Genomic DNA, 23,229 nt, shown 5'->3' with positions numbered 1-23,229 from the left:
CCTCAGTCTGCCGCGATCCGCGCCGCGAACAGCCGACGCACCCCCGGCTCGGCGCGCAGCAGCCCCAACGCCAACTCCGCGTGCCCCGGCACGTACCCGTTGCCCACCAGCATCGTCACGTCCGCCGCCAACCCCTCCGCGCCCAACGCGGCCGCGGAGAAGCTCGTCGCCATCGAGAAGAAGATCACGGTGCCGCCGTCCGCGGTGGCCAGGACCGCCCCGTGCTCACACCCCGGCACGTCCACGCAGACCACAGTCACATCCGCCGGGGCGCCCAGCGCGGTGGTCACCGCCGTGGACAATCCCACCGGGTCACGGGCGTCGGCCAACGCCACCACCGACGCCAGCCCGGCGGCCGTCAGCGCGTCCCGCTCCGCCGCCACCGGAACCACCCCGACGGTACGCGCGGCGCCCGCACGTCGCGCCGCGGCCAGCGACAGCGACCCACTCTTGCCCGCCCCACCGATCACCGCGACCCGCACCGGCGTCGGATCACCACCGCGCCGACGATCCTCCACGTAGCGCGACACCACCCGGGCGGTCAGCGCGGGCGCCCCGCACACGTCCAGCACGGCCAGGGACAACTGCGGATCCTCGTCATCGGGCAGCACCGCCGCGATGGACCGCGCGAACAGGATCGCCCACCCGTCACACGGCACCTGCTCACTGCGCCCGTCCCAGCGGGCCAGCCCGTCGGTGATCACCAGGGGCGTCAACGTCAACGACACCAGCGTGGCGACCCGCTCACCGGCCTTGAGCCCCAGCGGGGACCGCCGACCGGCCTCCTCGACAGTGCCGATCAGCATCCCGCCGGAGCCGGTCACCGGGTTCTGCATCTTCCCCCGCGTGGAGATGATCTCCAGCACCTCGGCGCGCACGGCATCCCCGTCGCCGCCGTGCTTCTCCGACAGCTGCCGGAAACTCGCTGCGTCCAGGTTCAACCGCTCCACCCGGATCCGCACCTCGTTCGCAGCGATCGCGGCGGACGCGTCCAGCCGCCAGGCCGCCTGCGGCAACACCCCCGACGGTTCCACGACGCGGTGCAGTCCCACCGGTGACGTCACGCCGACCTCCCCTGCCCAGCCGCTCGAAGCCCCGGTCAAGGCTCGCGTAGCGGGAAAACTTACGGCAGACTAGTTTCTGTACCGAATATTTTCCAGTAGCCTTCGGGTTTCGATGATCCACCGCACCACCGAGGAGGGGCCGTGACCCAAACCATCCCGCAACCCCGTCACGCCCCGGTCGCCGTACCGACCGCCGGGCAGCCGTACGAATACCACCGCCGCCCCCTGGTCGAACCCGACTGGACCCGCTTCCCCGGCTGGCGCACCGTCACCCGCGACCAGTGGGAATCCGCCCAGTGGCAGCGCGTCAACTGCGTCAAGAACATCAAGCAGCTCCGCGCCGTCTTCGGTGACCTGATCGACGAAACCTTCTACGCCGACCTCGAGGCCGACCAGAAGGCCCTGGCCACCATGTCCATGCTGGTGCCGCCACAAATGATCAACACGATGGTGCCGTTCGCGCCGCTCACCACCGAGGCGCTGCTCGCCGACCCCATCCGCCGCTACATGATCCCGGTCGCCTCCGACCGACGCACCGACTGGCCGTCACACCCCTACGCCAGCCGCGACAGCCTGCACGAGCACGACATGTGGGTCGCCGAAGGGCTCACCCACCGCTACCCCACCAAGGTCCTCGCCGAACTGCTCTCCACCTGCCCGCAGTACTGCGGCCACTGCACCCGCATGGACCTGGTCGGCAACTCCACCCCCGCCGTCGACAAGCTCAAGCTCACCCTCAAGCCCGTCGACCGCTACGACGCCCACATCGCCTACCTCAAGGCCCACCCCGGCGTCCGCGACATCGTCGTCTCCGGCGGAGACGTCGCCAACGTCCCGTGGCGCAACCTCGAGTCGTACCTCATGCGCCTGCTGGAACTGGAGACGGTCCGCGACGTCCGCCTCGCCACCAAGGCCCTCATGGGCCTGCCCCAGCACTGGCTGCAACCCGACGTCGTCGAGGGCCTGGAACGCGTCGCCCGCACCGCCGCCCGACGCGGCGTCAACCTCGCCATCCACACCCACGTCAACCACGCCCAGTCGCTCACCCCACTGGTCGCCAAGGCCGCCCAGACCGCCCTCGACGTCGGCGTCCGCGACGTGCGCAACCAGGGCGTCCTCATGCGCGGCGTCAACGCCACCACACCCGAGCTGCTCGACCTCTGCTTCGCGCTCCAGGGCGAAGCCGGCATCCTGCCGTACTACTTCTACATGTGCGACATGATCCCCAACGCCGAACACTGGCGCGTCCCGGTCTGGCACGCCCAGCAGCTCCAGCACGACATCATGGGCTACCTGCCCGGCTACGCCACCCCACGGATCGTCTGCGACGTGCCCTTCGTCGGCAAGCGCTGGGTGCACATGCTCACCGACTACGACCGTGAGCGCGGCATCTCCTACTGGACCAAGAACTACCGCACCTCCATCGAGTCCGCCGACCTGGAGGCGCTCAACAAGCGCTACGCCTACTACGACCCGATCGACACCCTCCCCGAGGGCGGCCAGCAGTGGTGGAACGACCACCGCGACGACTGACGCACCGCAGGTGCTGGCCGCCGACTCAACCGGCGGCCAGCACCTGCGACAGCGGCGCCGGCACCAGCCCCCGCTCGGCCAACCCGGCCAGGATGTGCGGCAACGCCTCATCGGTCATCGCCGCGTTCGCCTCGGTCACATGCATGATCACCACCGAACCCGGGCGTACGTGGTCCAGCACCGCGCGCACCAGCGGCTTCCACGCCTTCGCGAACGGATCACCGCTCACCACGTCCCCGTCGACGACAGTCACGCCCAGCGGCGCCAACGCGTCCAACGCCGCCGCGTCGTGGCAGAGCCCCGGGAAGCGGAAGTACCGGGTCTGCCGGCCGCCGTACGGCGCGATCACCTCGAACGTCTTCGCCACATCGGCAGCCAACGTGTCGACCGACTGGCGCGGCAGGTCGTAACAGTCGGCGGTGAACGCCGCGTGCCCGTACGTGTGGTTCGCCAGCTCGAAACGCGGATTACCGGCGATCCGTCGCGTGACGTCCGGGTACCGCTGCACCCACTTGCCGGTCAGGAAGAACGTCGCCGGCACCTGCTCCCGCTCCAGGAGGTCCAGGATGCGCAGGTTGGCGTACGACCGGACCTTTCCGCTGCGCAGGTTGGCGAGCATCCCGTCGGTCATGTCCGCGTCGAAGGTCAACGCGACCCGGTTACCGACCCGCGGCCCGTGGTCGACCACCGGCGCCCGGGTCCCGACCCGCGTCGCCCCCGGCACAGCCGGAAGCATCGGCGCCGTCGGCGTCGGAACGGTCTGCGGTACGGCGGGACCTGCCGACGTCGCCGCGGGGCTGCCCACGGGCAGACCGGGAGTGGCCGACGTCGCGGCGGGACCGGCCGAGGGCACGGCCGCAGCCGTCGACGAGCCGACGAAGACCGGCTGATCCGGCGGCGGCACCCGCGAGGCCGTGCACCCGGCACCGCCGACCACAGCCACCGCAACGAGTAAGCCACACCAGAACGGCCGAAGCCGAGCGCCAGTCACGCCGCTGATCATCCCAAACGCAAGCCCCTCTCACAGCCCCGCGCCCCCACCGCGTCGATCATGGACTTGTGGTGCCGGGTTTGGCGCACCGCGACCACTTCATCCCCCGCCACAACTCCATGATCGACGTGGTGGGGCGGGGCCGGGGTGGGCGGGGCCGGGTGGGTTAGGGGCCTAGCGTTGGGGTGCGGGGGGCGTACATGATGACTGCTACGCCGAGCAGGCACAGCGCCGCGCCGGTCAGGTCCCAACGGTCCGGGCGGAAGCCGTCGACCACCATCGCCCAGCCCAGCGAGCCGGCCACGAACACCCCGCCGTACGCGGCCAGGATGCGGCCGAAGTTGGCGTCCGGCTGGAACGTGGCCACGAAGCCGTAACAGCCCAACGCGACGACGCCGGCGGCGATCCACCACAGGCCGCGCTGCTCCCGCCAACCCTGCCAGACCAGCCAGGCGCCACCGATCTCGGCCAGCGCGGCCAGCACGAACAACACCAGGGAACGGAGCACTGTCACCCCACGACCCTAACCGTGCACACGACGGGTCCCCGGGCGACGGCGCACCCGGGGACCCGCGGACCGCTCAGGTCACTTCGTGAAGGAGTCCTTCACGTTGCGACCGGCGTCCTTGACGTTCTGACCGGCCTGCTTGGCGCGCGCGTCGCTCTGCTGGCTGGCGCCCTCGCCACGCATCCGCTCGTTGTCGGTCATGTCGCCGACGCGCTCCCTCGCGGCGCCGGCCATCTGCTCAACCTTGTTCTTTGCCTTCTCGGTGAAGCTCATCGCGCCTCCTCGGTCTGGCGGTTGTCGAGGCTCGCATGCCCTCTCTCCCGGTGCTGAAACCGGTGGTGCCGGTCGGCACACCGCGTGGAGCATCCTAGGAAGATAGGTTGAGGGAGGGCGGCAGTCGTCACCCCACCGCGATGGTTAACTGGCGGCATGGGAGAGCTCCTGCTGATCCGGCACGGCGAGACCACCTGGAGCGCCAGCCTGCGGCACACCTCGTACACCGATCTGGAGCTGACCCCCGACGGCGAGCGACAGGCCCGCACCCTCGCCGCGTTCCTGGCCGGCCGGCAGTTCGTGCGCGTGCTGGCCAGCCCCCGCTCCCGGGCGCTGCGCACCGCGCAGCTGGCCGGGCTGACCGTCGACGCGGTCGACGAGGACCTCAGCGAGTGGAACTACGGCGAGTACGAGGGCCGCACCACAGTCGACATCCACGACGACGACCCGCACTGGAACATCTGGACCGACGGCTGCCCCGGCGGCGAGTCACCCGGCGAGGTGGGCGAACGCGTCGACCGCGTGCTCGCTCGGGTCACCCCGCTGCTGGACCGGGGCACCGTGGCGCTCGTCGGCCACGCGCACAGCCTGCGGGTGCTCGGCGCCCGCTGGATCGGCCTGCCACCGTCCGCCGGCGGACGGCTGCGCCTGGAGACCGCCACGGTCAGCGCGCTCGGTCACGAGCACGGCCGGCAGGTCATCCTGCGGTGGAACCAGCCGGCTCCTCCGGCGCCCGGGACCGCGACCGACTCGGCGCCCCGGCACTGATCTTCGGCGGGCGGTTCTCGTACGGGGTGGACAGCACCACTGTCGTGCGCGTCGTCACGTTCGCCGAGGTGCGGATCTCCTGCAGCACCCGTTCCAGGTCCGCCGGGCTGGCCACCCGCACCAGCAGCAGATAGAAGTCCTCCCCCGCCACCGAGTAGCACGAGTCGATCTCCGGCAGGTGGGCCAGTCGCTCCGGTGCGTCGTCCGGCTGCGACGGGTCGAACGGCCGGATCGCCACGAACGCGGTCAACGGCAGGTCGAGCGCCTCGAACGACACCCGGGCGGCGTACCCCTTGAGCACCCCGCGCTGCTCCAGCCTGCGCACCCGCTGGTGCACGGCGGACACCGACAGCCCCACCTTCTCGGCCAGGTCGGTGTACGACAGACGGCCGTCAGCGGTCAGCGCGGCGACGATGGCGCGGTCGATCTCCTCCACGGCGAGCAACCTACCGGGAAATCGGCGCGACGGCGACGACGAACGCCGCGCTGACCCGTCGACTCAGCTCCTGGCGAGCGCCCGGGAGATCACCAACCGCTGGATCTGGTTGGTGCCCTCCACGATCTGGAGCACCTTCGCTTCGCGCATGTACCGCTCGACCGGGTGGTCGGCCACGTAGCCGGCGCCGCCGAGCACCTGCACGGCGTCGGTGGTCACCCGCATCGCCATGTCGGTGGCGAAGAGCTTCGCCTTCGCCGCCTCGATCGAGTACGGGCGCCCCGCGTCGCGCAGCCGGGCCGCCGCCAGGGTGAGCGCGCGGGCGGCGGAGATCTGGGTGGCCGCGTCGGCGAGCAGGAAGCCCAGGCCCTGGAAGTCGATGATGGACCTGCCGAACTGCTGGCGTTCCCGGGCGTAGCCGACGGCGTAGTCGAGCGCGGCTTGGGCCAGCCCGACCGCGCAGGCGGCGATGCCCAGCCGACCCGAGTCCAGCGCGGACATCGCGATGGTGAAGCCCGCCCCCTCGCCGCCGACCAGCCGGTCGGCCGGCACCCGCGCCTCCTCGAAGGCGATCTGCGCCACCGGCGAGGACCGCAGCCCCATGGTCCGCTCGGCGGCCTGCGGCGCGATGCCGGCGGTGCCCGCGTCGGCGACCAGGCAGGAGATGCCCTTCGGGCCGGGCCCGCCGGTGCGGCAGAAGACGTTGTAGAAGTCGGCCACCTGGGCGTGCGTGATCCACGCCTTGGTGCCGGAGACGACGTACGCGTCGCCGTCACGGACCGCCCGGGTGCTCAGCGCCGCCGCGTCGGAGCCGCCCTGCGGCTCGGAGAGGCAGTACGCGCCGAGCAGTTCGCCGCCGAGCATGTCCGGCAGGAGCTTGCGCTGCTCGGCGCTGCCGAACGCGGCGACCGGGTAGCAGCTCAGGGTGTGCACGCTTACCGCCTCGGCGACCGCCAGCCACCGGCTGGCCAGGATCTCCAGCACCTGCAGGTACACCTCGTACGGCTGCGCCGCGCCGCCGTGTTCCTCGGCGTAGGGCAGGCCGAGCAGGCCGGCGCGGCCGATGGTGCGCAGCACCTCGCGGGGGAACTCGGCGCGTTCCTCGAAGCCCGCGGCCTTCGGCGCGAGCTCGCGGTCGGCCAGCTCGGTGGCGAGGTCCAGCAGGTCGTGGGCCTCGTCGGTGGGGAGGATCCGGTCGACAGTCATAGCGCGATGAGCTCCGTGGGGGTGGTGTTGAGCCGCTGCACGCCGTCCGTCGTGCAGACGACGATGTCCTCGATGCGGGCGCCGTGCCGGCCCGCGAGGTAGATGCCGGGTTCGATGGAGAACGCCATGCCGGCCTCCAGGGGCCGGTCGTTGCCGGCCACCAGGTAGGGCTCCTCGTGACCGTCCAGGCCGATGCCGTGCCCGGTGCGGTGCAGGAACGCGTCGCCGTAACCGGCGGCGGCGATCGGCTCCCGGGCGGCCGCGTCGGCCGCCGCGCCGGTGATCCCGGGACGCACCGCCGCCACCGCGGCGCGCTGGGCGGCGTGCAGCACGGCGTAGTAGTCCACGAAGTCGGCAGGCGCGGGTCCGCCCGCCACGTAGGTGCGGGTGCAGTCCGAGCGGTAGCCCGACGGCATCGTGCCGCCGATGTCCACCACCACCGGCTCACCGGCGCCGATCGGCCGATCCGAGGTGCCGTGGTGCGGGCTGGCCGCGTTCGGGCCGGCGGCAACGATGACGAAATCGACGCTGACGTGCCCGGCGTCGCGGATCGCCGCCGCGATGTCGGCCGCCACCTCGGCCTCGGTGCGGCCGGGGCGCAGCCACCGGCCCATGCGCAGGTGCACCTCGTCGATGGCCGCGCCCGCCTCGGCCAGCGCCGCGACCTCCGCCGGGGACTTGCGGACGCGCAGCTCGCGCAGCACCTCGCCGGCGGGCCGCTGTGCGGCGCCGGGCAGCGCCGCGCGCAGGGCGAGGACCTGCTCGGCCCACATCCGGTCGGCGAGCCCGACGGCCGCCGGCGGTCCGTCGAGGGCGGCGACGACCAGGGGGTACGGGTCGACGCCGTCGGGATGGTCGACGATGCGCACGCCGGTGGTCGGCGCCGCCTCCGCGGCCGGACGTTCCAGTCTGGGCACGATGAGCGTGGGCACGCCCTCGGCGGGCAGCACCAGGCAGGTCAGCCGCTCCCCCACGTGGGCGTCGTACCCGGTCAGGTAGCGCAGGTCGGAGCCGGGCGTGAGCAGCAGCGCGTCCAGGCCGGCGGCGGCGGTGGCGCGCTGGGCGGCGATCAGCCGGTCCGGCGGGTACAACTCATCGGTTCCCACCCCGTGAGCTTAACGGTCGTTTGGGCATCCTCAGAAGCCCACATCCGCCCGGGCGAGGAAATCCACCGGCGTTGATTGACGACGACAGTTAACACTCTTTAAGATTTGGCTGCCTCGAGGCCCACCCGTTCCTGCGTACCGCATTTCCCGCCCGCGACAACCCTGCGCGGGCGGGCGTCGTCCCCCGCCCACGGGAAGGCCCCCGATGTCCTCACCACTGCGCCGCGCCCTCAGCGCCGGCCTGCTCGCCCTGGCCACCGCCGCCGCCACCGTCACCCTCGTCCCCACCGCCGCGCAGGCAGTGGTGCTGCCGAACAACTTCAAGAGCGTCGGCTACATGCCCTCGTGGGCTGGCAACGTCAACACCATCCAGTACAACAAGCTCACCCACATCAACTACGCGTTCGTGCTGCCCAACAACGACGGCAGCCTGCGCGCGGTGGAGAACCCGAGCAAGCTCTCCTCGCTGGTCTCCCAGGCGCACGCCAACAACGTCAAGGTCTCGATCGCCGTGGGCGGCTGGAACGACGGCAACGACTCGGCCTTCGAGGCCCTCGCGGCCAACTCCGGCAGCCGGGGCGCCTTCGTCAACAACCTGGTCAACTTCGTCAACCAGTACAACCTCGACGGCGTCGACATCGACTGGGAGTACCCGGACCCGGGCGCCTCGGCGAACAACTACAGCCAGCTCATGACGCAGCTCGGCAGCGCCATGCACAGCCGCGGCAAGCTGCTCACCGCGGCCGTCGTCTCCGAGGGTTACTACCTCGACGGCGTGCCGACGGCCGTGTTCGGCCAGGTCGACTGGCTCAACATCATGGCGTACGACGGCGGCAGCCCACACTCCAACTACGACTGGTCGATCAACAGCATCAACCTGTGGAAGTCCCGCGGCCTGCCGGCCAGCAAAGCAGTCCTCGGCATCCCGTTCTACAGCCGCCCCGGCTACTACACGTACTCGGCGCTCGTCGCCCTGGACCCGGCCAACGCCAACCGGGACTGCACCACCGCCGGAGGCGCGCAGCAGTGCTACAACGGCGTCCCGACCGTCAAGCGCAAGACGCAGTGGGCCCTCGCCAACGCTGGCGGCGTCATGAACTGGGAGCTGTCGCAGGACACCACCGGCTCCACCTCGCTGGTCAGCGCCATGTACGACACCATCATGGGCGGCACCACCCCGCCGCCGTCCGGTCGTACCGGCCGGATCACCGGCCTCGGCGGCAAGTGCGTGGACGTGGCCTCGGCCAGCACCGCCAACGGCACCGCCATCCAGCTCTGGACCTGCAACGGCACCAACGCGCAGACCTGGACCGTCGCCAGCGACGGCACGCTGCGCGCCCTCGGCAAGTGCGCCGACATCACCAGCGCCTCCACCGCCAACGGCGCCAAGGTGCAGCTGTACGACTGCAACGGCAGCGGCGCCCAGGTCTGGCAGGCGCAGTCCAACGGCACGCTGCGCAACCCGCAGTCCAACAAGTGCCTGGACGTCACCGACAACAGCTCGGCCGACGGCGCCCGGTTGCAGATCTGGGACTGCTTCGCCGGCGCCAACCAGCGCTGGACCCTCCCGGCCTGACCCGGACGCCGAATCGCACCTCCGAGCAGATCTTGGACAGTTTCCGTCATCGGCTGACGGAAACTGTCCAAGATCTCCGGCTGCGGTCACCCCGACCACAGGACGTCGGCCACCCGGCGAGCCCGGGTCGCGTCGCTGAGCACATCGACGCTGTGCACGTACTGGTCGACCGCGCCCAGCAGCGGTCGCTCGCGCAGCGTCGGGTCGGTCACCGCGGCACGTAGGGCGGCGGCGACGCGCTCGGCCCGCAGCACCAGGAACGGCCGGTCGTGAAACGGCCCGGCCCGGGCGCGTACCGGGGCCGCCAGAGCGGTGTCGTCGGTCCACCGGGCCATGGTCTCCAGCGCCTCGACCAGACCGGCCTGGCGCCGGGTACAGTCGCCCGGGCCGGTCGCCTCGGCCAGCGCCGCGACCGCCGGGGCCGCGCCCGGCAGCCGGCCGAAGGCCGTGCCGAGCCATTTGTCGTACGGCGGCCAGCGTCGGCGCAGCAGCAGACCGAGCCGGAGCACGTCACGGGCGATGCCTCCGGTGACGACCCGGCTGCCCAACTCGTCGCCGACCTCGGCGCACCGGCCAGGCAGGTGCTCAGCCTGCGCGATCCGCGTCCACACGGCGGCCAGGACGTACCGCCACACGTCCGGCGGATACCACCGCAGCACCGCCCGTCGAGCGGTCAGCGCCCCGTCGAGGCCGTCATGGAACACCTCGCCACCGGTCACCTCCGCCAACCGCTGGGTCGGGCTCGCCAGCCAGTCCGCCGTGCCGACCCCGGCGATCGGGTCGAAGCCGAGCCGGCGCCGCCACCAGCCGGCCACCTCGTCGAGCGTGACCCCGTGCCGCGTTCCGGCCGCGTCGACGACGCCCAGTCGGCCGTCGCCGGCGAAACGGGTGGGCCAGCCGAGGAACTCGGTCGGCAGGTCGGCGTCCAGCACGGCGCGGATCCGCGGGATCGCGGCGACGTCGGCTGGCCCGACGAACACCTGCACACGCGGGCCCCAGTCGTGGTCGGTGGACCGGGTCGTGTCCAGGCCGAGCACCTCCGAGCCACCGTCGAGCAGCCCCGCCGCGTACCGCAGGGCGGGGAGACGGCCGCGCAGGATCGGCGCGACCACCTCGTCGTGGTACCGGCGGGCCAGCACCAGGCCGGGAAGAAACGCCACACCGGCAGTCTGCGCCGGTGCACGGCCCGCCCGCACCGTGGTTTTCCGGGTAGGACGGGGGCGGGGGCCATAGCCTGGGTTCGGGACGTCCGCATGGGGCCGCGACCGAAAGGGCCGACGTGACAGCGAACGACGCGAACCGGGCGGCGACCCGCCGTCGCCGGCAACTGTGGGCCGGGGTTCTCGCGCTCGTCGGCCTGGTCCTGCTGGTCATCGGGCTCACCGTGGCCGACGGCGTCGCCGCCTGGGTCGAGGTGCTGGTCGCGATCCTGCTGCTGGTGACCAGCTACGTCGTGCAGCACCTCGCCCGACGCGACACCGTCTACCGGCACGACGAGCGGCGCTGACCCCGCCGGGCGGCCGGGCGTACCGCTGATCGTCGCAGGGCTGTGCCAGGCTGTCGGGCGTGGCACACCGATCCCCGATCCTGCTGATCGACGCACCCAGCCTCTACTTCCGGGCCTACTTCGGCATCCCGGAGTCCGCCGCGCGCGCCGAGGACGGCACGCCCGTCAACGCGGTGCGCGGCTTCCTCGACATGCTCGCCACGCTCATCCGCGGCCGGGGCGCCGACCGGATGGTGTGCGCTCTGGACTACGACTGGCGGCCGGCGTGGCGGGTCGAGCTGCTGCCGTCGTACAAGGCGCACCGGGTGGCCCCGCAGGGCGGCGAGGTCGTCCCCGACACGCTCTCCCCGCAGGTGCCGATGATCCTGGAGGTCCTCGACGCGGTAGGCATCACCGCCGTCGGAGCGACCGGTTACGAGGCCGACGACGTGCTCGGCACGCTGTCGGTGACCCAACCGGGCCCGGTCGAGGTGGTCTCCGGCGACCGGGACCTGTTCCAGCTCATCGACGACTCCCGGGCCGTGCGGCTGCTCTACGTCGGGCGCGGCGTGGCCAAGCTCGACGACTGCGACGACGCGGCGGTCCGCGCCCGCTACGGGGTGCCCGCCGACCGGTACGCCGACTTCGCTGCCCTGCGCGGCGATCCCAGCGACGGACTGCCCGGGGTGCCGGGCGTCGGTGAGAAGACCGCCGCGCGGCTCATCGAGCGGTACGGCAGCATCGACGGCATCCTGGCCGCGCTGGACGACTCCGACTCGTCGTTCGCGCCGGGCCTGCGCACCAAGCTGGCCGCCGCCCGCGACTACCTGGCCGTCGCGCCGACGGTGGTCCGGGTCGCCCTGGACGTGGCTCTGCCGGAGCTGCCCACCGCGCTGCCGACCGCTCCCGCCGACCCGGAGCGGCTGCTCGAGCTGGCCGGCCGGTGGAACCTGGCCGGCTCCGCCCGCCGCCTCGTGGACGCCCTGGCGGCCCGCGCCGACGCCTGACCCCCGGGCGGAGCCGCCCGCCTCGGAGGACGTGCCGGCCGGCCGGTGCCTCAGGCGCGCAGGTTGGCCGCCAGGTCACCGATCGCGGCCATCGCGTAGCGCTGCATACCCGGGCCGAACGTGATGCGGGTGGCGCCGTGTCGGGCCAGCTCGGTCACGGACTCCCGGTTCGGCGCGGCGGCCATGTTGATGGGGCCGGTGATGCCCTCGCGCAGCACCGGAAGGACCTCGGTCGGGGCCCGCAGCGGGTACACGCAGTCGGCGCCCGCCGCCACGTACAGCTTCGCGCGGGCGACGGCGTCGGCCGGGTCACCCGAGCCGAACAGGAACGTGTCGACGCGCGCGTTGATGACGAGTGCGTCGCCCGCCGCCGCCCGCACCTCGGCCAGCCAGTCCGCGTGCCGCTGCGGATCCTTGAGCGTGGCGTGCCCCTCGGAGTCCTCCAGGTTGCAGCCGACGACGCCCGCCTCCAGCAGCCGCTCGACCAGCTCGGCGGGAGCGAGCCCGTAGCCGTCCTCGACGTCCGCGGACACCGGAACGGAGACGGCCCGCACGACCCTCGCCACCGCGGCGAACATCTCGGCGGGCGGGGTGGAACCGTCCTCGTAGCCGAGGGAGGCGGCGACCCCGGCGCTCGGCGTGGCGAGCGCTTCGAAGCCGGCGTCGGCGAAGACCCGGGCGCTGCCCGCGTCCCAGGCGTTCGGCAGCACGAGCGGGTCGCCGGCGGGGCGGTCGTGGTGCAGGGCACGGAAGGTGGCGGCTGTCATCGTTGAGGTCTCCCGACGGGGATGTGGAGGGACGATGGCGAAGGCGGGGCGGTTGCCCACCAAGGACCGTACCGTCACCGCCATGTCGGCACGTCGTGCCCCGTACCCCGGAACCGAATGCGCAACCATCGGTTGCGCGAGGCGGCCGGGGCGTTGTAACCTGACGCAACCAAAGGTTGCGAAAGGGTGGTACGCATGGAGTACGGAGTCATCGAACGCGACATCGACATCGACGCCTCGCCCGAGGTGGTCTTCGAGGTGGTCAGCCAACCCGAGCACGTGCGGGAGTGGTGGCCGGACGACGCCCGGTTCGAACCGGTAGCGGGCGCCGCCGGCGAGTTGGTGTGGCGCGACGCGCAGACCGGGGAGACGACGACCGTCGACCTCGCCGTCGTGGACGTCGACCCGCCGAAGCGGTTCTCCTTTCGCTGGTGCTTCGCCGAGCCCGACCGGGTGGGGCGGTCGTTGCTGGTCACCTTCGACCTCGTCCCGATCGCGACCGGGACCCGCCTCCGCATGACGGAGACTGGTTTTCGCGAGATGGGCTGGGAGGTCGCGCTGCTGGAGAAGCAGTACCAGGATCACGTCAGCGGGTGGAACCACTACGTCCCCGCGCTCGGCACGTACGTCGCCCGGCTGGTCGCCACGTCATGACCACTGCCGTCGACGACGCCCTGTGGTCGGCGATCGGCGACCCGATCCGGCGCAGCATGATCGACCTGCTGCTCGCCGGCGGGCCCGGCACCGCCACGTCGCTGAGCGAGCGACTGCCCGTCACCCGCCAGGCCGTCTCGAAACACCTGGCCGTCCTGGACCGGGTCGGCCTGATCCACTCCGCGCCGGCCGGCCGTGAGCGTCACTACCAGGTCGACGAGGCGCAGCTCGCGCGTGCGGTCGCCCAACTGACGACAGTCGGCGCCACCTGGGATGCCCGACTCCGCCGGATCAAGCGGATCGCCGAGACGATCGACCGTCACCGCACCGACAACCAGGGAGAATGAGATGGTCCGGATCAGCGACTGGCACTGAGCCCCGGCCGCTACTTCACCTTCCGGGTGGACCGCACCACGATGTCCTCGTACTCCGGGTGCTTGACCAGCCACTCGGCGAGAAACGGGCAGATCGGCACCACTGTGCGTCCCCTGGCCCGTGCGTCGTCCATGACCGCGCGGGCCAGGGTCGACCCGACGCCCCGGCCCTCGTACGCCGGATCGACCTCGGTGTGGGTGTAGGCGATGATGGCGCCGGTCAGCTGGTAGGTGACGACCCCGGCGACCGCGCCCGTCTCGTCGCACGCCTCGAACCGCTCCCGCGTGGGCGCGTCTGTCACGGTGAACTGCACCGGACCATCCAAGCACAGCGCCCGTGACCGGCCCACCCGGTCACGGTCCCGACGCGCGCGGGCCCGCCCCCGATCGGGAGCGGGCCCGTCCGGGGACGTCAGACGCGCCGACGGCCGTACGCGGCGGCGGTGACGGCCACGCCGATCGCGGCGAACACCACCTGCAGGAGCAGTTCGATCCAGTCGATGCCGGCGGTCTCGTCCACGCCGAGCCCGCCGGCAACCAGGGTGCCGAGGATCGCGGCGAGCACGCCGATCGCCAGGGTGAGCACGATCGAGATGTTCTGCTTGCCGGGCACCACGAGTCGACCGAGGGCGCCGATGACCAGGCCGATGATGATCGCGGTGAAGAAGCCCTGGATTTCCACGGGGGCGGTCCCTTCGAAGATGTTGTCGTCAGCGACTCTCTTCTGCCCCGTAGCGGGCACCGCCGAAACCACTGCGGCGCGGTGACCGGTCCGGGTGGGGACGTGCGCTGGTCCCGGTCGCAGGCGACCGGGACCAGCGGTGTGCGGCCGTCAGGAGGCGGCGATGCCCTCCATGCCGATGCCGTCGGTGAACTTCGGCAGGCCCTCGACCGTGGTGACGAGGCGCAGCGAGCCGTCGTCCTTGACCTCGTAGCCCTGCACGTTGCCGGCGGCGGCGTTCTGGACGTACAGGAAGCCGTCGCTGGTGGTCATGTCGATCGACCCACCGCCGGTGTCGGCGGCGACGGCGTGGACGAGTTGGAGCTTGCCGTCGTCGTCGACCCGGTAGGCGCTGATGGTGGAGCTGCCGGCGTTGGCGACGTAGAAGTTGTCGCCGACACGTTGGATCCAGCAGGGCGCCTGCTGGCCGTTCGGCACCGACGGCCCGACCTGGTCGAGGGCGCCGTCCTCGTCGAGGTCGAACCGGCCGACCTCGTTGCTGCCGGATTCGGTGACCAGCACCGAGTCCTCCGTGTCGAAGGTGAAGCCGAACGGCACGGACCCGGCGTCGCTGATGACCGGGCGGCGGGACAGTTCACCGTCGCGACCGATCTCGAAGCTGAACATGACGTTGGCGGCCTTGGTCGACACCAGCACGAACTCACCCTCCGGGTCGATCTTGACCTGGGCGGGGGCGGTCATGAACGCGGGCGGGTTGCCGTTGTGCAGGCCGAGCGACCGGTTGGAGTCGTGGATCGGCGACAGGCGGCCCTTGTGCAACTGGAAACCCTGCACCGAGCCCTCGCCACCGGCGTTGAGCACGTAGACGAGGCCACCGCGGACCGTGACGCTGACCGGGAGCAGCCCCCCGGACCAGATCACCTGCTCCTTGTGCAGCCGGGTGCCGTCGACGCGAAAGACGGTCAGGGTGTTGCTGCCGGCGTTCACGGCGAACAGCAGCCCCCGGTGATACGTCAACGACCCCTGTGACGCCAGCGCGTCGACCGGAGCGCCGATCGTGAAGCCGCCCAGCCCGCCGGTCTCGTACTCACCCGCCTTGCTGAGACGGCCGTCCTCGTCGCGGTCGTACACCTTGATGGTGTTGCCCTCGGCCTTGTTGGTCTGGACGAAGACCGCGCCCTCGCTGTCGTGGTGGTAGTCACCTCCCCCGCGGTCGTCGTGGTTGCCGGTCGGGCCGCCGCCGTCGGCCCAGGCAGCTCCGGGAAGCGTTCCGACGCTGGTCAGACCCACCAGGAGGGCCGCCGCTAGCGCTACGCTGCGCTTCATTACTGACTCCTTAGCCGCATCTTGTGACGAATGAGAGTTTTCCTCTCATTGGCACGCTATCGGAGGAGAACATCACTCAGGCGGGCTTTACCCGTAAGTGGCATCGCCGGGCGTAACGGTCGATTCGTGGTAGGGAGGCACGTGTGGTCCCTGGACGCACCCGTCCGCCCTCGCGGCCCCGCTGACCAGGCGTTGTCGATCCGGGAACGGGAAATCGTCCAGGCGACGGCAGCTCTGGGAGGAGACGCGCCATGACGAACTCATCGCCGCACGGGTCGGACCCCGCCCGTCAGCCGGATCGGCAGTCCTCGGAGGCGGGCGGCGGCGTCGCCGTCGTGGAGCTGTTCAGCTCCCAGGGCTGCAACAGCTGCCCTCCCGCCGAGGAGCTGCTGACCGAGATCGACCACGACTCCCGGACGCGGGGAGAGCCCGTCTTCGCCCTCGGCTTCCACGTCGACTACTGGGACGATCTGGGCTGGCCCGACCAGTTCGCGGACGCGGCCTACACGGCGCGGCAGGAGGCGTACGCCCGTGGCTTCGGCTCCGGGCGTCTTTACACCCCACAGATGATCGTCAACGGCACCGTGGAGTTTGTCGGCTCCGACCGTGCTCAGGCGGCGAGGGCCGTCGCGTCCGCCCTGATGTCGCCGGCCGCCGCGCCCCTCACGTTGTCCGTTGCAGAGGTCGCTGACGGCGGGCGGCGGATGGTGGTGGGCTACCGGATCCAGCGGCTGTCGCAGCGCGCGGTGGTGAACGTGGCGCTCGTGCAACGCGGCCTGCACAGCGCGATCGCCCGCGGCGAGAACGCCGGCCGGACGCTGCGGCAGGACAATGTGGTGCGCGCCTTCACCTCGGTGCCCCTGGACGCCGAGCAGGGGCAGGTGGAGCTGACCACGCCGCCGGATCTGGACCCCGGCCAGTCCACGGTGATCGGCTACGTCCAGCGCGAGGGCGACCGGGCGGTCGTCGGCGCCGCCGCCGTCGACCTGTCCGCCGGCTGACGCCGCCGGTGGGCGGCCCGCCCGCCACCTGTCGGTCCCGGTGCGTAATCTCGGCGCATGCGGATGGCACGCGCGGTGCGGGGTCTCGGTGGCTGACGCCGACGACGTACGCCGTCTGGCCCTGGCCCTGCCCCACACGGTCGAGATCGAGAGCGAGGGCTTCGACTTCCGGGTGGCCGGCAAGGGTTTCGTCTGGTCCTATCCCGAGCGCAGCCCGGGCAGGCCCCGGGTGATCCGGCGCGACATCGCGGTGCTGTTCGTCGGGGACGAGGCCGAGAAGCAGGCTCTCCTGCTCGGCGAACCGGAGGTCTTCTTCACCACGTCCGGTTACGACGGCCTGCCGCTGGTGATGCTGCGCCTGGCGGCGGTCACCGTCGAGCGTCTGAGTGAACTCGTGACCGACGCGTGGCGCATGCGCGCGCCGGACGCGCTGCACGCCGACCTGGACGGGATCGGCGTGGCGGAGAGCTGACGGCCGGGCCGGCGCGGCGGGCGATCAGTTTGCGACATCAGCACGCAACCGGACCGACACATTGACGGGGATCTCGGGGGTCGATTACCGTGCCGCCTGAGAGAGCGCTCTCTCGATCGACGTTTTCCACAATTCAGACGCTACGCGCCCGGGCCGGCACGGTCCGTACCGGGACGCGCGATGGAGGCACCATGAAACCTCCCGTCCCCCACCGCCGCTGGGCACTGGCAGCCGCCACCGCCCTGGCCCTGGTCGTCGGTGGCCTCACGATCCCCGTCACCCGCGCCGCCGAGGCCGCACCCGTGGGCGCCGGCAGCTACACCACCACCCCGGTCGGCGCGCTCCCCACCGGCTGCGGCGCGATGTCCAGCAACCCCCGCCAGTTCGCCACCGCCAACGCGCCCGCCGGTGCCGTACCCACCAACGACTGGTGGTCCTCGCTGCTGTGGAAGCGCACCGACTGCGCCTTCAGCGAGCCCCTGCACGCCCACCCGACGTCCTACGACACGTTCACCGACGGCCTCGGCTTCTCCGCCAACTCCACACCCGCCATCAGCGGCACGGCGACCGGCGTCGGCGAGTACCACTACCCGTACGTGCAGGACATCCGCGTCGGCGTCGCCGGGCTCGCCGCGCCCCAGGTCAAGGTGGACGGCTGGACCGACTGGACGGTCAGCCCGTACTGGAGCGACGGAAGCCGCACCCTGCGCGCCACCATCGGCCACGGCCTGCCGTTCGCGTACTTCCAGGCCAGCGGCGGCGACGCGGTGATCGGCACGTCCGGCGCCGAGGTGTGGTCCAACAGCGGCGCCACCATCGGCTTCCGGGTCAACGGCCACGACTACGTGGCGTACGCCCCCAGCGGCGCGACCTGGACCGTCAGCGGCGGCCGCATCTCCTCCACCCTCGCGGGTCGCGGCTACTTCTCCGTGGCCCTGCTGCCTCCCACGGCCAACGCCACCGAACGCGCCGACCTGGCCAGCACCTACGGCCGGTACGCGCACGCCCACGTCACCGGCACCCGGGTCTCCTACGCCTACGACCCGGCGACCAACGGCCTGAGCACGACGTACGCGTTCACCACCACCGCCCGGGAGGGGACCGCCACGCAGACAGTGGTCAGCCTCTACCCGCACCAGTGGAAGTCGCTGGCCGGCTCGACGCCGATCACGCCGACGTACCCGTCGGCGCGCGGTCGGATGAAGGTCCTCACCGGGGTCAACCAGTTCCGGACCGCCATGGCGTTCCAGGGTGTCCTTCCCGAACTGCCGGCCGTCGGCGACGGCAGCGGCACGGACCTGGCCACGCTCACCAGCCAACTGGCCGCCGCCCGGAGCAACCCGATGGACCAGCGGGGCAACGACACGTACTGGACCGGCAAGGGCCTCGGCCGCGCCGCCCGGCTCGCCGAGGTCGCCGACCTGGTCAACGACACGGCCACCCGCGACAGCGCGCTGAACGCCATCCGCAGCACCCTCACCGACTGGTTCACCGCGTCCAGCGGCAAGACCCAGAGGCTCTTCTACTACGACGCCAACTGGGGCACCCTGATCGGCTACCCGGCGTCGTACGGCTCCGACCAGGAACTCAACGACCACCACTTCCACTACGGCTACTTCATCGCCGCCGCCGCGACCCTGGCCAAGTTCGACCCCTCCTGGGCCGCGACCAGCCGCTACGGCGGCATGGTGGACCTGCTGATCCGCGACGCCAACAACTACCGCCGCGACGACACCCGCTTCCCGTACCTGCGCGACTTCGACATCTACGCCGGCCACGACTGGGCGTCCGGGCACGGCTCGTTCGGCTCGGGCAACAACCAGGAGTCGTCCTCGGAGGGGATGAACTTCGCCAACGCCCTCATCCAGTGGGGTCAGGTCACCGGCGACACCGCCGTACGCGACGCCGGCGTCTTCCTCTACACGACGCAGGCCGCCGCCATCCAGGAGTACTGGTTCGACGCCAGCGACCAGAACTTCCCCGCCGCCTTCGGGCACTCGACGGTCGGCATGGTCTGGGGCGACGGCGGCGCGTACGCCACCTGGTTCAGCGCCGACCCGGAGATGATCCAGGGCATCAACCTGCTGCCGGTCACCGGCGGGCACCTCTACCTCGGTAACAACCCGGCGTACGTGCGCACCAACTACGCCGAACTGGTCCGCAACAACGGCGGGCCGCCGACGGTGTGGCAGGACATCCTCTGGCAGTTCCAGGCCCTCGGCGACCCCGACGCGGCCCTGGCGAACCTGCGCGCCAACCCGGGCTACACCCCGGAGGAGGGCGAGAGCCGGGCGCACACCTTCCACTGGATCCGCAACCTCGCGGCACTGGGCACCGTCGACACGTCGGTCACCGCCAACCACCCGCTGAGCGCGGTGTTCTCCCGCAACGGCACGCGCACCTACGTGGCGTCGAACCCGACGGCGAACCCGATCACCGTCACGTTCTCCACCGGCACCCGGCTCACCGTCGCAGCCGGAAAGACGGCCACCACCGGGGCGTACACGTGGAGTGGCGGCAACGCCTCCGGTGGCGTGCCGCCGAGCACGAACCCGCCGACCACCGCACCGCCCACCACGGCGCCGCCGACGACCGCGCCGCCGACCACCGCCCCGCCGACCACGCCGCCGCCGAGCTCGGGCTCGCCCACGCGCTACCTGCTCGCCGGTGGCGGGCTGGGCGCCGCCGCCAGCGCGGGCACGACCACTGTCGCGGCCGCCAACGGAAACCACGACGGTACGCCGACCAACCCGCAGGTCTTCACGGCGACCGGCCTCAACCTCGCCTACTCCGGGGCGCAGACCGCGTTCGACCTGTTCCTGGACGCCGGCACGGCCGTCGGCAACGGGGTGCAGGTGCGCGTCTCCTACGACCTGACCGGAAACGGCAGCTGGGACCGGACGGAGACCTGGCGCTACTTCGCCACCGACCCGGTCCCCGGTTACGAGCACTACACCCAGAACGCCGGCCTGGCCTCGGCCACCGGCACGTTGGGCACGTTGAGCAACGGCACCGTGCGGGTGGAGGTCTGGTCCGCCATCGGCAACAACCCCACCACGGTGGGCATCGGCAACCAGTCGGTGCTGCGCCTGCCGTACTCCTGATCCGTACCCCCGCGCTCGCCGCCGGCCGCACCTCGGCCGGCGGCGAGCCCTCGCCGCGACTGGCGACCGGGTGCGAGGCTGGCGGCATGTCGTCCGTACGCGAACCGCAGCCCTTGCCGCCGCGGGCCGGGACCGCGCGGTGGCGGCTGCGGTTGGTCGGGTGGCTCGGCCCGGCGGGCTCGGCAGTGGCCCTGAACCAGCTGGCCACCGTGCTCCCGCCGGTCGCCGTCGGCGCCGTGATCCTGGTGGTGGCCGTGGTGTACGGCCACAATCGACTCGACGAGCGGGCCCCGCTGGCCGCGGCGCTGCCCCGGATCCTGCTCTACGTCGCGGTCGTCGGTGTCGCGCTGGCCGTGTCGACGCCGTCGTCGTGGGCCGGGCCGCTCACCCTGGTGGCGGTCGTGGCGATCGCCTGCGCCGCGCTGGTCGCCCAGGACCGGGCGACCGCCCTGACCTCGCTGGCGGGGATCAGCATCTGCACCGCGGGTCTGTTCGTGGTCGCCGACGCCTTCGGCGTCGAACGGGCCGGCGCCCGGTTCGTCGGGGTGATCCTGGGGAGCTTCGCCGTGGCGTTGGGCCTGCTCGTCCTGTACGACCGCCGGCACCTCTTCGGCGCGGGCAGCCCCGGCCTCGCGCTGCTGCGGGAGGCCCGTGTGACGTGGTCCCGGGCCGGCGCGCTGGGCGTGCTGAGCGTTCCCGCCAGCGTGCGTCTGGCTCGGGACGGATCCCTGGCGACCGCCGCCCTGGTCGCGGTGGCCGGCCTGTGCTGGCTGGGCGTGACGCTCGTCTTCGTGTTCGCCGAGCGGCGCGACGCCCTCGCCGGCGCGTTGCTGGCGCTCAGCGGGACGGCGGTCACCGTGCTGGGCCTGCTGGCGTTCCACGCCCGGGAGTATCCGGTCGGGATGATCGCCGCCACGGCGGGGGTGGCAATGGTGGGTGGTGGAATCTCCCTGCTCGAATCGACCGGCGCGCTGGGGCGCCTGGGCGGTTGGCTGGCACACCTGACCAAGCCGGCGGCGCAGCGCGCCGACGGCTGAACGCCCCGCGGGTTCGCCTTTCGCCGCGGCGTCACCTTCGTCCGTGCGGAATCGTTGCCGGAAATGAGGATTTGCACATTCCGGCAATCCACCGACCAGTGTGGACGGCTGAGTCGCGATCGGGCTCGCGCCCGAGGATGGAGCGGGCAAACACCGGGGTGCAAGGTGCATCCGGCCAGCTCCGGAACGGTTCTGCGAGGAACAGTTAGCACTCCATCAAATAGATAGCTGCCAATCTTGACTTGTGCATCGAGCCGGCGCACCGTGAAGGACGCGCGGCAGATGCGCACCATTGTCGGCCCGCCATCGGCGATGTGCGGAATGCGAGCGTCGTTGGTTTTAGTGCGGCGCGTCAGGAGGCGTTCGATGCAGTTGAATCCGTTTTCCGGGGTCTATCTCACCGATCCCGCAAGCGCCTGGCGACGCATTCTCGACGACCCCGACCGGGTGCCCTACGCCGAGGATCTGGGCCTGTGGCTGATCAGCCGGCACGCGGACGTCCGACAAGCCCTCGCCGACGCCGCGACGTTCGGCAACGCCCTCACCCTCACCCCGATCTACGAGGTCTGCCCGGAGGCGATGAGCGTCATCATGCGGATCGACGCGCCACCCACGACGGCCGCCGCCGACCCGCCGACGCACCCCCGCACCCGCCGCGCCCTGCGGGCCACCTTCGCCAACACCGCGGACCGGGCCGAGGCCGAGTACGGCGCGATCGTCCGTCGCCGCGTCGACGACCTGGTGGCCCGACTCGTGGCCCGGGCCGGCCGGCGGGCGGATCTCGTCGGTGAGTTCGCCACCGAGCTTCCGCTGCTGGTCATCCTGGACATCCTCGGGGTGCCCGACGCCGACGTCGACCAGATCCGGCGGTGGGCGGACGGTCAGGTCGCCCTGATCTGGGGGCAGCCGGACCCGGACGAGCAGGTACGTCTGGCCCGGGGACTGCTGGAGTTCTGGCACTACTGCCAGGATCTGGTACGACGGCGACTCGACAGTGGACCCAAGGGCGCCGACTTCATCAGCCGGGCGCTGGCCTACCGCGACGACGACGACACGGTGCTGACGGTGACCGAGGTGGCGAGCCTCGCCTTCAACCTTCTGGTCGCCGGGCACGAGACGACCGCCGGTCTGCTCGCCCACGCACTCGACGAGGCCCTGTCCGACCGGCAGCGATGGCAGGCGCTCGTCGCCGAGCCGCGATCCGTGCCCGACTTCGTGACCGAGACCCTCCGCTTCGCACCCGCCATCGACGGTTGGTTGCGGGTGACGCGCCGGGACGTCACTCTGGGTGGGGTCACGATTCCGGCGGGAGCGCGTTGTCTGCTGATGATCGGAGCGGCGAACCGGGACCCCGCGGTCTTCGCCCACCCGGACCGGTTCGACCCACGCCGCCTCGACGCCGCCGACCACCTGTCGTTCGGCCATGGCCCGCATTTCTGCATCGGCGCCGCATTGGCGCGACTGGAGGCCGGTGTGGCTCTCACCCGACTCGCCGCCGCCATTCCCGGCCTCCGACTGGCACCCGAACACCGCCGCTCATTCAAGCCCAATGTGTCATTTCGCGCGCACCACGCACTCGTCGCGACAATCGATATTCTCGCGCCTACCGACGGCCCGACGGCAGCTCCGGCCGCCGCCACCGGGGCACCCGCCGCCTGACGACGAGGAGGCCGGCGGCGCTGACCTGCGGGCCCGACCGACGCGGCCGGGTCCGACCGGCGGGACACGTCTCGGCGGGTCGGGCGTGTGGGCTCGCGCGCTTTGCGCGGCGATTCATCTCGCCGCACGTCTTCACACCCATCGTGTCCAGGGTTAAGAATTGCCCCCTATGAATGTTCAGCCCATCGGCCAATCTCGA

General features: G+C 71.7%; 24 protein-coding genes. 12 read left to right on the top strand and 12 right to left on the bottom strand.

Translation table 11 applies throughout. The annotated features are described in order from the left end of the window. Positions 1-2: 2 nt before the first annotated feature. The gene (locus ACLQ27_RS01415) at positions 3-1,052 is read right to left on the bottom strand and encodes a zinc-binding alcohol dehydrogenase (protein WP_357490620.1); all 1,050 of its coding nucleotides are present in this window, start codon (positions 1,050-1,052) and stop codon (positions 3-5) included. A gap of 153 nt (positions 1,053-1,205) precedes the next feature. Between ACLQ27_RS01415 and ACLQ27_RS01410 the strand changes: the two genes are divergently transcribed. Further along, entirely contained in the window at positions 1,206-2,597 is a 1,392-nt protein-coding gene (locus tag ACLQ27_RS01410; RefSeq protein WP_425865352.1) for a KamA family radical SAM protein, read from the top strand. Positions 2,598-2,622: 25 nt separating this feature from the next. Here ACLQ27_RS01410 and ACLQ27_RS01405 read toward each other — a convergent pair whose 3' ends face one another. The 3 genes from ACLQ27_RS01405 to ACLQ27_RS01395 form a co-directional block, all read right to left on the bottom strand. Beyond that, complete coding sequence (locus tag ACLQ27_RS01405; RefSeq protein ID WP_357490341.1) at positions 2,623-3,321, bottom strand: polysaccharide deacetylase family protein; 699 nt, start codon at positions 3,319-3,321, stop codon at positions 2,623-2,625. A gap of 433 nt (positions 3,322-3,754) precedes the next feature. Next, entirely contained in the window at positions 3,755-4,102 is a 348-nt protein-coding gene (locus ACLQ27_RS01400) for a YnfA family protein (RefSeq protein ID WP_357490339.1), read from the bottom strand. Positions 4,103-4,174: 72 nt separating this feature from the next. After that, complete coding sequence (locus ACLQ27_RS01395) at positions 4,175-4,369, bottom strand: CsbD family protein (RefSeq protein ID WP_088989634.1); 195 nt, start codon at positions 4,367-4,369, stop codon at positions 4,175-4,177. Between the two features lie 156 nt (positions 4,370-4,525). Here ACLQ27_RS01395 and ACLQ27_RS01390 point away from each other — a divergent pair, with 156 nt between their 5' ends. Next, a complete protein-coding gene (locus tag ACLQ27_RS01390; protein ID WP_234581878.1) occupies positions 4,526-5,137 on the top strand; it encodes a histidine phosphatase family protein in 612 nt (203 codons plus the stop codon). Here ACLQ27_RS01390 and ACLQ27_RS01385 read toward each other — a convergent pair. From ACLQ27_RS01385 to ACLQ27_RS01375, 3 genes are all read right to left on the bottom strand, one after another. After that, positions 5,067-5,573: an Lrp/AsnC family transcriptional regulator gene (locus ACLQ27_RS01385; RefSeq protein ID WP_007460055.1), complete on the bottom strand. Its 507-nt coding sequence runs from the start codon at positions 5,571-5,573 to the stop codon at positions 5,067-5,069. The genes ACLQ27_RS01390 and ACLQ27_RS01385 overlap by 71 nt on opposite strands. A 63-nt stretch (positions 5,574-5,636) precedes the next feature. Further along, positions 5,637-6,779, bottom strand: coding sequence for an acyl-CoA dehydrogenase family protein (locus ACLQ27_RS01380; RefSeq protein ID WP_234581879.1), 1,143 nt, complete (start codon positions 6,777-6,779; stop codon positions 5,637-5,639). Further along, complete coding sequence (locus tag ACLQ27_RS01375; protein WP_425865351.1) at positions 6,776-7,885, bottom strand: M24 family metallopeptidase; 1,110 nt, start codon at positions 7,883-7,885, stop codon at positions 6,776-6,778. The genes ACLQ27_RS01380 and ACLQ27_RS01375 overlap by 4 nt, the downstream gene beginning before the upstream one ends. Positions 7,886-8,090: 205 nt before the next feature. On the opposite strand from ACLQ27_RS01375, the gene ACLQ27_RS01370 reads away from it, so the two are divergent. After that, complete coding sequence (locus ACLQ27_RS01370; protein WP_425865350.1) at positions 8,091-9,461, top strand: glycosyl hydrolase family 18 protein; 1,371 nt, start codon at positions 8,091-8,093, stop codon at positions 9,459-9,461. A gap of 86 nt (positions 9,462-9,547) precedes the next feature. Here the strand turns inward: ACLQ27_RS01370 and ACLQ27_RS01365 are convergent, their stop codons facing one another. Then, complete coding sequence (locus ACLQ27_RS01365) at positions 9,548-10,621, bottom strand: DUF4037 domain-containing protein (protein ID WP_425865349.1); 1,074 nt, start codon at positions 10,619-10,621, stop codon at positions 9,548-9,550. Between the two features lie 119 nt (positions 10,622-10,740). On the opposite strand from ACLQ27_RS01365, the gene ACLQ27_RS01360 reads away from it, so the two are divergent. After that, entirely contained in the window at positions 10,741-10,968 is a 228-nt protein-coding gene (locus ACLQ27_RS01360) for a hypothetical protein (RefSeq protein WP_355051137.1), read from the top strand. Positions 10,969-11,027: 59 nt separating this feature from the next. Further along, the gene (locus ACLQ27_RS01355) at positions 11,028-11,954 is read left to right on the top strand and encodes a 5'-3' exonuclease (protein WP_357490332.1); all 927 of its coding nucleotides are present in this window, start codon (positions 11,028-11,030) and stop codon (positions 11,952-11,954) included. A gap of 50 nt (positions 11,955-12,004) precedes the next feature. Here ACLQ27_RS01355 and ACLQ27_RS01350 read toward each other — a convergent pair whose 3' ends face one another. Further along, positions 12,005-12,721, bottom strand: coding sequence for an isocitrate lyase/PEP mutase family protein (locus ACLQ27_RS01350; protein WP_425865348.1), 717 nt, complete (start codon positions 12,719-12,721; stop codon positions 12,005-12,007). A 195-nt stretch (positions 12,722-12,916) separates the two neighbouring features. On the opposite strand from ACLQ27_RS01350, the gene ACLQ27_RS01345 reads away from it, so the two are divergent. Beyond that, positions 12,917-13,375, top strand: a complete 459-nt coding sequence (locus ACLQ27_RS01345; protein WP_357490329.1) for an SRPBCC domain-containing protein — start codon at positions 12,917-12,919, stop codon at positions 13,373-13,375. Then, positions 13,372-13,722, top strand: a complete 351-nt coding sequence (locus ACLQ27_RS01340; protein ID WP_357490327.1) for an ArsR/SmtB family transcription factor — start codon at positions 13,372-13,374, stop codon at positions 13,720-13,722. The genes ACLQ27_RS01345 and ACLQ27_RS01340 overlap by 4 nt, the downstream gene beginning before the upstream one ends. A 38-nt stretch (positions 13,723-13,760) precedes the next feature. On the opposite strand, the gene ACLQ27_RS01335 is transcribed toward ACLQ27_RS01340, so the two are convergent. The 3 genes from ACLQ27_RS01335 to ACLQ27_RS01325 form a co-directional block, all read right to left on the bottom strand. Beyond that, positions 13,761-14,063 (bottom strand): GNAT family N-acetyltransferase, encoded by a 303-nt coding sequence (locus tag ACLQ27_RS01335; RefSeq protein ID WP_425865347.1) that lies wholly within the window; start codon positions 14,061-14,063, stop codon positions 13,761-13,763. Positions 14,064-14,161: 98 nt separating this feature from the next. Then, entirely contained in the window at positions 14,162-14,431 is a 270-nt protein-coding gene (locus ACLQ27_RS01330; protein ID WP_357490326.1) for a GlsB/YeaQ/YmgE family stress response membrane protein, read from the bottom strand. 150 nt (positions 14,432-14,581) lie between these two features. Continuing rightward, entirely contained in the window at positions 14,582-15,757 is a 1,176-nt protein-coding gene (locus ACLQ27_RS01325; protein ID WP_425865346.1) for a lactonase family protein, read from the bottom strand. A 251-nt stretch (positions 15,758-16,008) separates the two neighbouring features. Between ACLQ27_RS01325 and ACLQ27_RS01320 the strand changes: the two genes are divergently transcribed. The 5 genes from ACLQ27_RS01320 to ACLQ27_RS01300 all read left to right on the top strand — a co-directional run bounded on the left by ACLQ27_RS01320 (position 16,009) and on the right by ACLQ27_RS01300 (position 23,030). Continuing rightward, the gene (locus tag ACLQ27_RS01320; protein WP_425865345.1) at positions 16,009-16,758 is read left to right on the top strand and encodes a DUF1223 domain-containing protein; all 750 of its coding nucleotides are present in this window, start codon (positions 16,009-16,011) and stop codon (positions 16,756-16,758) included. Positions 16,759-16,846: 88 nt separating this feature from the next. Further along, a complete protein-coding gene (locus ACLQ27_RS01315; RefSeq protein WP_357490321.1) occupies positions 16,847-17,230 on the top strand; it encodes an MmcQ/YjbR family DNA-binding protein in 384 nt (127 codons plus the stop codon). 191 nt (positions 17,231-17,421) lie between these two features. Continuing rightward, positions 17,422-20,334 (top strand): glycosyl hydrolase, encoded by a 2,913-nt coding sequence (locus tag ACLQ27_RS01310; protein WP_425865344.1) that lies wholly within the window; start codon positions 17,422-17,424, stop codon positions 20,332-20,334. An 86-nt stretch (positions 20,335-20,420) separates the two neighbouring features. Further along, complete coding sequence (locus ACLQ27_RS01305; RefSeq protein WP_425865343.1) at positions 20,421-21,371, top strand: hypothetical protein; 951 nt, start codon at positions 20,421-20,423, stop codon at positions 21,369-21,371. Positions 21,372-21,737: 366 nt separating this feature from the next. Next, positions 21,738-23,030 (top strand): cytochrome P450, encoded by a 1,293-nt coding sequence (locus ACLQ27_RS01300; RefSeq protein ID WP_425865342.1) that lies wholly within the window; start codon positions 21,738-21,740, stop codon positions 23,028-23,030. The last annotated feature ends 199 nt before the right edge of the window (positions 23,031-23,229 follow it).

This window comes from Micromonospora sp. DT63, assembly GCF_049841615.1.
Taxonomy (GTDB): Bacteria; Actinomycetota; Actinomycetes; order Mycobacteriales; family Micromonosporaceae; genus Micromonospora.
This window is presented reverse-complemented; position numbering and strand designations above follow the sequence as displayed.

What these genes read in the sequence shown, in the direction of transcription:
- ACLQ27_RS01395 (WP_088989634.1), bottom strand. Translation starts at nt 4,369, where the DNA reads ATGAGCTTCACCGAGAAGGCAAAGAACAAGGTTGAGCAGATGGCCGGC.
- ACLQ27_RS01390 (WP_234581878.1), top strand. Translation starts at nt 4,526, where the DNA reads ATGGGAGAGCTCCTGCTGATCCGGCACGGCGAGACCACCTGGAGCGCC.
- ACLQ27_RS01380 (WP_234581879.1), bottom strand. Translation starts at nt 6,779, where the DNA reads ATGACTGTCGACCGGATCCTCCCCACCGACGAGGCCCACGACCTGCTG.
- ACLQ27_RS01370 (WP_425865350.1), top strand. Translation starts at nt 8,091, where the DNA reads ATGTCCTCACCACTGCGCCGCGCCCTCAGCGCCGGCCTGCTCGCCCTG.
- ACLQ27_RS01350 (WP_425865348.1), bottom strand. Translation starts at nt 12,721, where the DNA reads ATGACAGCCGCCACCTTCCGTGCCCTGCACCACGACCGCCCCGCCGGC.
- ACLQ27_RS01345 (WP_357490329.1), top strand. Translation starts at nt 12,917, where the DNA reads ATGGAGTACGGAGTCATCGAACGCGACATCGACATCGACGCCTCGCCC.
- ACLQ27_RS01340 (WP_357490327.1), top strand. Translation starts at nt 13,372, where the DNA reads ATGACCACTGCCGTCGACGACGCCCTGTGGTCGGCGATCGGCGACCCG.
- ACLQ27_RS01325 (WP_425865346.1), bottom strand. Translation starts at nt 15,757, where the DNA reads ATGAAGCGCAGCGTAGCGCTAGCGGCGGCCCTCCTGGTGGGTCTGACC.
- ACLQ27_RS01320 (WP_425865345.1), top strand. Translation starts at nt 16,009, where the DNA reads ATGACGAACTCATCGCCGCACGGGTCGGACCCCGCCCGTCAGCCGGAT.
- ACLQ27_RS01310 (WP_425865344.1), top strand. Translation starts at nt 17,422, where the DNA reads ATGAAACCTCCCGTCCCCCACCGCCGCTGGGCACTGGCAGCCGCCACC.
- ACLQ27_RS01305 (WP_425865343.1), top strand. Translation starts at nt 20,421, where the DNA reads ATGTCGTCCGTACGCGAACCGCAGCCCTTGCCGCCGCGGGCCGGGACC.
- ACLQ27_RS01300 (WP_425865342.1), top strand. Translation starts at nt 21,738, where the DNA reads ATGCAGTTGAATCCGTTTTCCGGGGTCTATCTCACCGATCCCGCAAGC.